This window comes from Tepidimonas sp., from assembly GCF_029335975.1.
Taxonomy (GTDB): domain Bacteria; phylum Pseudomonadota; class Gammaproteobacteria; order Burkholderiales; family Burkholderiaceae_C; genus Tepidimonas.
Genome location: NZ_JARJMT020000082.1, coordinates 1 through 6,213 on the forward strand (window position 1 = coordinate 1; position 6,213 = coordinate 6,213).

Sequence of the window (6,213 nt, forward strand, 5' to 3'; positions counted from 1 at the left end):
GACAACCGGCACCTGCAGCAGGCCTTTTTGTTCGCCGTGCTGGGGGTGTACTTCACCTGGTTTTGGCACAAGGGCCAAACGCTGGCCATGAAGACCTGGCATATCCGTGTGGTGGACCGTCAGGGGCGGCCACTGACCCAGGCGCGCGCCTTGCTGCGCTACCTGCTGTCGTGGACCTGGTTCCTGCCGCCGCTGGCGCTGCGCGAAGCCATGGGATGGTCCGCGCTGGAAGGGGTCGTGCTGCTGGGTGGATGGATCGCCATCTGGGCCGTGCTGGCACGCTTTCATCCCGAGCGGCAGTTTTGGCACGACGCCTGGGCGGGAACCCGGCTCATCGATTGCCGCGCAACACGCTGCGCGAGCCCACCGCCAGCCATCACCTGAATGCCGCCCCGGGACGCGGGCGCGCCTGCACATCGCCGCCCGCACCCCTTTGGGGTTGCGCGTCAGTTGCGGTCTATTGCGGGATTAGACGGCGGCATCGTCTTCCTCGCCCGTGCGGATGCGGATCACCTTTTCGATGGGGGTGACAAAAATCTTGCCGTCGCCGATTTTGCCGGTGCGCGCCGCGCGCACGATGGCATCGATGCAGCGATCCACATCGCCGTCGCGCACCACCACATCGATGCGCACCTTGGGCAAAAAGTCCACCACGTACTCGGCGCCTCGGTAGAGTTCGGTGTGCCCCTTCTGGCGGCCAAAGCCCTTGACCTCGGTCACCGTCAAGCCCGTCACACCCTGCTCGGCCAGCGCTTCACGCACCTCTTCCAGTTTGAACGGTTTGATGACGGTGGTAATCTGCTTCATGCGGGACGACTCCGAGACGGCAATGGGTACCCTGCGGGCCACGACAGACGAGGACGGTCTGGCCGTCCACCGCTTGAATCTACCATATCGCAACAGGATTTTGGGCCGGATGGCACCTCAGCTCACCCCCGCCAGCGGTTGGTGTTGGGGTAGCGCCAGTCTTTACCGAAGCTGCGGTGCGTGACGCGAATGCCCACCGGCGCTTGGCGCCGCTTGTATTCGTTGATGCGAATCAGCCGCACCACTTGTTCCACCGCCGCTGCGGGAAAGCCCTCGGCCACGATCTGCGCCGGACTGCGGTCGTTTTCCATGTAGCGCTCGACGATGCCGTCCAGCACATCGTAAGGCGGCAAGGTATCTTGGTCCTTTTGGTCGGGGCGCAGTTCAGCGCTGGGCGGCCGGGCAATGATGCGCTCGGGGATCGGATTGCTCCCGCGTCCAAACGGATCGTTCGCATTGCGCCAGCGCGCCAGGCGCCAAACCCAGGTCTTGGTGACGTCCTTGATGACGGCAAAGCCGCCCGCCATGTCGCCATAGAGCGTGCAGTAACCGGTGGCCAGCTCGCTCTTGTTGCCGGTGGTCAGCACCATGTGGCCAAACTTGTTGGACAGCCCCATGAGCAGCGTGCCGCGGATGCGCGCCTGCAGGTTTTCTTCCGCGGTGTCGGCCGGCCGCCCTTCGAACAGGGGGCCCAGCGCCGCCAGAAACCCCTCGAAAATAGGCCCGATCGCGATCTCGTCATAGCGCACGCCCAGCCGGGCCGCCATCTCGCGCGCGTCCAGCCGCGAGATGTCGGCCGTATACGGTGACGGCATCATGCAGGCCCACACTGCATCGGGCCCGAGCGCATCGACGGCAATCGCCAATACCAGCGCCGAGTCGATGCCCCCGGACAGCCCGATGATCGCACCGGGAAAGCCGTTTTTGCACACATAGTCGCGCGTGCCCAGAACCAGCGCGTGCCACAGGTCCGACTCGATCGAGGGCACGGACGCGATGGGTCCCTGCACCGTCCAGCCGCTGGGGCCGTCGTCCACATCCACGACCAGCAAATCTTCGGCGAAACTGGGCGCGCGAGCCGCCACCGCACCGTGCGCATCGAGCGCGAAGCTGCGCCCCTCGAAGACGATTTCGTCCTGGCCGCCGACCAGATGGGCATAGACCAAGGGTCGCCCCGTTTGCTGGACGCGCTCGCGCATGGCGCGCTCGCGCTCATCGCCCTTGCCGATATGAAACGGCGAGGCGTTGATGACACACAGAACGTCGGCACCCGCATCCACCGTCTCTGCCGCTGGACGGGCATGCCAGGCGTCCTCGCAGATCAACAATCCCATGCGGTGCGTGCGCCCGGCATGGGCCACTTCGAATACGCAGGGACGATCACCGGGCACGAAATAGCGCCGCTCGTCGAATACCTGGGAGTTCGGCAATTCGCGCTTGGCATAGCGGTGCGTGATGCGGCCTTCGCACAGAACGCTTGCCGCATTTAGGCAGGGGGTGCGGCCCACGCTGCGGCCAGCGGACAGTGCCGATGAATCGGGGGCAGGCAGTGGCTGTCCCACCACGATGTGCAGGCCTTTCAAGCCCGCGGTCTGCGCGGCGACCGATTGCACGGCATCATCGCAGGCGTCGACGAACGCGGGTCGCAAAAACAGGTCTTCGGCGGCGTAGCCGCAAATGGCCAGTTCCGGCGTCAGCAGCACCTGCACGCCCTGGGCGTGTGCCGCGTGCGCGGCGTCGATGATGCGGCGAGCGTTGCCGACCAGGTCACCCACCACGAAATTGCACTGCGCCACCCCGATCTTGATCGCCATGGATGCCCCGACGTCCTCTGAAAGCGCGGATTATGTCACCCGGGTGGTGCACGACCCGCATGCGGTGCCGGCTCAGGAATGGAATGCACTGCTGCATGCCCAGCCGGAGGGCCGAGCCTGCGGGCCGTTCATGCGCCACGAGTATTTGGCGGCGCTGCACGACAGCGGCTGCGCCACGGCCGCCACTGGATGGGCGCCGCATTGGGTGACGCTGTGGTCGCGCGCGCATGGCTCGCTGGTCGCTGCCGCACCGTTGTACATCAAGACGCATTCTTACGGTGAATACGTGTTCGACTGGGCGTGGGCCGACGCCTACCGCCGACATGGGGTGCGCTACTACCCCAAGGGCGTGGTTGCGGTGCCCTTTACTCCCGTGGCAGGGCCGCGCCTGTTGGCCCGCGATGAGGCCGCCCGCATCGCGCTGGTGCAGGCGCTGCTGGCTCATGCCCGCGCGCTGGGCTTGTCATCGCTGCACATCCTGCTGGGGACAGACGCCGACTGCGCTGCGGCGGATGCATCCGCCATGCTGGCCCGCGAGACGGTGCAATTCCACTGGCACAACCGGCATCCGGCGCGCGGCGGCCGATTGACCGACTGGGAGGATTTTCTGGCCAGCCTCAGCCACGACAAGCGCAAGAAAATTCGCCAAGAACGGCGCAAGGTGGCCGATGCGGGCGTGACCTTCGAGGCGCGCCGGGGCGCGCAGATCACGGCCGAGGACTGGGCTTTTTTCGTCCGCTGCTACCGCCAAACCTACCACGAGCACGGCAATGCGCCGTATCTCAACGACGCGTTTTTCCGCGCGGTCGCGGCAGCCTTGCCGCAGCAGTGGCTGATGTTCACGGCCCGCGATGCCGCGGGTGCACCGATCGCGGCCAGCCTGGTGGCCCTCAGCGACGACGGCGCGTCACCCGCTGCGGCCTACGGTCGCGATTGGGGGGCGGTGGCACGCGTGGACTGCCTGCACTTCGAGGCGTGCTACTACCAACCGCTGATTTGGTGCCTGACGCACGGTGTCGAGCGCTTTGAAGGCGGCGCGCAGGGCGAGCATAAGGTCGCTCGCGCCCTGCTGCCAACGGTGGTACACAGCCGCCACTGGCTGGCGCACCCCGCCTTTGCGGAGGCGGTGGAAGACTATCTGGTGCGCGAACGCTTGGCGGTGCAGGGTTACCGCGAGGCGCTGCAGGCGCACTCACCCTATCGTCAGGCGCCCTGAGCGCTCCGCTGGGCCTCATAGGCCTGCACGCCAGAGAGCACTTCCTGGCACGCCTCCTCCACCGAACCCCAGCCGAGCACCTTGACCCACTTGCCGGAGTCGAGATCCTTGTAGTGCTCGAAGAAATGCTCGATCGTCTTCAGGCGCGCGGGGTTGAGGTCTTCGTAGGTCTTCCAGTGCGAGTACAGCGGCAAGATTTTGTCGGTCGGCACCGCCAGCACCTTGCCATCGACCCCGCCTTCGTCTTCCATTTTGAGAATACCGAGTGGCCGACATGTCACCACCACCCCCGGCGGCAACGGCACAGGGGTGATGACCAACACGTCCACGGGATCGCCGTCGCCTGACAGCGTCTTGGGCACAAACCCGTAGTTGGTCGGGTAGTGCATGGCCGTGTTCATGAAGCGATCCACGAAGATGGCACCCGAAGCCTTGTCGACTTCGTATTTGATGGGGTCGCCATGCATCGAAATTTCGATGACGACGTTGAAGGCGTCGGGGATCTTGTCGCCTGCGGAGACTTGATGGAGGGACATGGGTGCGCAGTTCCAAGAAAAAGTAAACAGATCGCAAAGTCTGACCGATTTTACTGGCACGAGCCTGACGGGCTGGCGCTGGCGGTGGCGTAGCGCAGTTCGGCAACACACTCACAACCACTGCGCGATGGTGTCAATGTCTTCTGCAAAGAGTTGACCGCGCTCGGCCATCAGGATGCGGCCATCGCGCCCGCGCACCAGGGTGATCGGCAGCCCCTTTGGCTTGGGCATGGCGCGCTGGACGTCGCGCGTGACCCATGCACACGAAAATGCGTAGCCGCGCTGCTGCATGTAACGCAGGGCCGCCTCGCGCGTGCGGTCGATCGACAGGGTCAACAACTGCCAGCCGGGGCGCTGGCGGTGGCGCTGCCAGAACGCGTTGAGCAGCGGCGTCGTGACGGCACAAAACGGGCAGGTGCTGGCCCACCAGTACAGCACCAGCACCTGGCCCTCGGCACCTGCCGGCTCGAAGCGGCTGCCATCGAGCAGTTCCATCGCCGGCACAGTCCACGGCGCCCCCAACGCCGGCAGCGGCGGGGCTTTGGCCTCGGCAGCCGCCGCCTCGGCTGGCTGCGCTCTGCCGGACACGCTATTTGCGGTCAGGCAGAGCGCCCCCGCCTGTAACAGCCATCGGCGTCGGTTGATCGACATCGCATCACTCCTGCACAGCCGAGCCGGGTGGAAACCCCACCCGCGCCACAGCCACCGTCACGCGATAATCTATCGCGCCATGGCCGAACGTGTCATCCCCCTGTACGACCAGCGCAACCCGCGCGCTCCGGCATTGCCCACCCCCCGTCCGACCGCTCTGGCGACGAGCGACAAGTCCCTGCTCGACCGTCTGAAGCGGCCGCTGCGCGACCTGCGCATCAGCGTCACCGACCGCTGCAATTTTCGCTGCAGCTACTGCATGCCAAAAGAGGTATTCGGCAAAGATTACCCCTATCTGCCGCATGCCGATCTGCTGACCTTCGAGGAGATCACGCGGCTGGCGCGCCTCTTCCTCGCCCAAGGAGTGCGCAAGATCCGCCTGACCGGCGGCGAACCGTTGCTGCGCAAGGACGTCGAGCGGCTGGTGGAGATGCTCGCGGGCTTGCGCACGGTGGACGGCACGCCCCCAGAGCTGACACTGACCACCAACGGCAGTCTGCTCAAGCGCAAGGCGCGCGCGCTGCGCGACGCTGGTCTGCGGCGGGTGACCGTCAGCCTGGACGCCCTGGATGACGTGGTGTTCCAGCGCATGAACGACGTGGGCTTTCCGGTCGCACAGGTGCTGGACGGCATTGCTGCCGCGCAGGATGCAGGCCTGGCGCCGATCAAGGTCAATATGGTGGTCAAGCGCGGTACCAACGACGACCAGATCGTGCCGATGGCGCGACATTTTCGCGGCAGCGGCATCGCGCTGCGCTTCATCGAGTACATGGACGTGGGCTGCTCCAACGGCTGGTGCATGGACGAGGTGCTGCCCAGTGCCGAGGTACTGGCCCGGCTCCAGCAGACCTTCGCGCTGGTGCCTCTGCAGCCCAGCAGCCCCGGCGAAACCGCCGAGCGCTGGGGTTACGCTGACGCTGACGGCCACCACGACCCGGCGTTGGGGGAAGTCGGCTTCATCAGCAGCGTCACGCGGGCCTTCTGCCGCGAGTGCAACCGCGCACGTCTGTCGACCGAGGGGCGGCTGTATCTGTGCCTGTTTGCCGAACAAGGCTATGATTTGCGCGCCCTGCTGCGCAGCGGTGCCAGCGACACCGAGATCACCGCGTCGCTGGCGGCCATCTGGAGCCAACGCGCCGACCGCTACTCCGAGATCCGCGCTTTGCTGCCACCCGAGACGCGCCGCACG

Annotated in this window: 7 protein-coding genes; 3 read left to right on the forward strand and 4 right to left on the reverse strand. The window is 65.9% G+C overall.

All coding sequences use genetic code 11. The annotated features are described in order from the left end of the window. Window positions 1-384 (forward strand): RDD family protein (locus P3W97_RS04585; protein WP_300844220.1); only part of this gene is annotated, 384 nt, incomplete at its 5' end. 84 nt (window positions 385-468) lie between these two features. On the opposite strand, the gene P3W97_RS04590 is transcribed toward P3W97_RS04585, so the two are convergent. After that, the gene (locus P3W97_RS04590; protein WP_300844222.1) at window positions 469-807 is read right to left on the reverse strand and encodes a P-II family nitrogen regulator; all 339 of its coding nucleotides are present in this window, start codon (window positions 805-807) and stop codon (window positions 469-471) included. A gap of 122 nt (window positions 808-929) precedes the next feature. Beyond that, complete coding sequence (locus tag P3W97_RS04595) at window positions 930-2,621, reverse strand: NAD+ synthase (RefSeq protein ID WP_300844224.1); 1,692 nt, start codon at window positions 2,619-2,621, stop codon at window positions 930-932. On the opposite strand from P3W97_RS04595, the gene P3W97_RS04600 reads away from it, so the two are divergent. Further along, entirely contained in the window at window positions 2,620-3,837 is a 1,218-nt protein-coding gene (locus P3W97_RS04600; RefSeq protein WP_300844226.1) for a GNAT family N-acetyltransferase, read from the forward strand. The genes P3W97_RS04595 and P3W97_RS04600 overlap by 2 nt on opposite strands. Here P3W97_RS04600 and ppa read toward each other — a convergent pair. Together ppa and P3W97_RS04610 are read right to left on the reverse strand one after the other, a co-directional pair. Continuing rightward, window positions 3,825-4,373, reverse strand: a complete 549-nt coding sequence (ppa, locus tag P3W97_RS04605) for an inorganic diphosphatase (RefSeq protein WP_300844228.1) — start codon at window positions 4,371-4,373, stop codon at window positions 3,825-3,827. The two genes, P3W97_RS04600 and ppa, sit on opposite strands and share 13 nt — an antisense overlap. 111 nt (window positions 4,374-4,484) lie before the next feature. Continuing rightward, complete coding sequence (locus P3W97_RS04610; RefSeq protein ID WP_300844230.1) at window positions 4,485-5,024, reverse strand: TlpA disulfide reductase family protein; 540 nt, start codon at window positions 5,022-5,024, stop codon at window positions 4,485-4,487. 79 nt (window positions 5,025-5,103) lie between these two features. On the opposite strand from P3W97_RS04610, the gene moaA reads away from it, so the two are divergent. Further along, on the forward strand, window positions 5,104-6,213 hold a 1,110-nt coding region (moaA, locus tag P3W97_RS04615), incomplete at its 3' end, for a GTP 3',8-cyclase MoaA (protein WP_300844232.1).

Excerpts from the sequence above, each read along its gene's own strand:
- P3W97_RS04600 (WP_300844226.1), top strand. The coding sequence starts at position 2,620 with ATGGATGCCCCGACGTCCTCTGAAAGCGCGGATTATGTCACCCGGGTG.
- P3W97_RS04590 (WP_300844222.1), bottom strand. The coding sequence starts at position 807 with ATGAAGCAGATTACCACCGTCATCAAACCGTTCAAACTGGAAGAGGTG.
- P3W97_RS04610 (WP_300844230.1), bottom strand. The coding sequence starts at position 5,024 with ATGTCGATCAACCGACGCCGATGGCTGTTACAGGCGGGGGCGCTCTGC.
- P3W97_RS04595 (WP_300844224.1), bottom strand. The coding sequence starts at position 2,621 with ATGGCGATCAAGATCGGGGTGGCGCAGTGCAATTTCGTGGTGGGTGAC.
- ppa (WP_300844228.1), bottom strand. The coding sequence starts at position 4,373 with ATGTCCCTCCATCAAGTCTCCGCAGGCGACAAGATCCCCGACGCCTTC.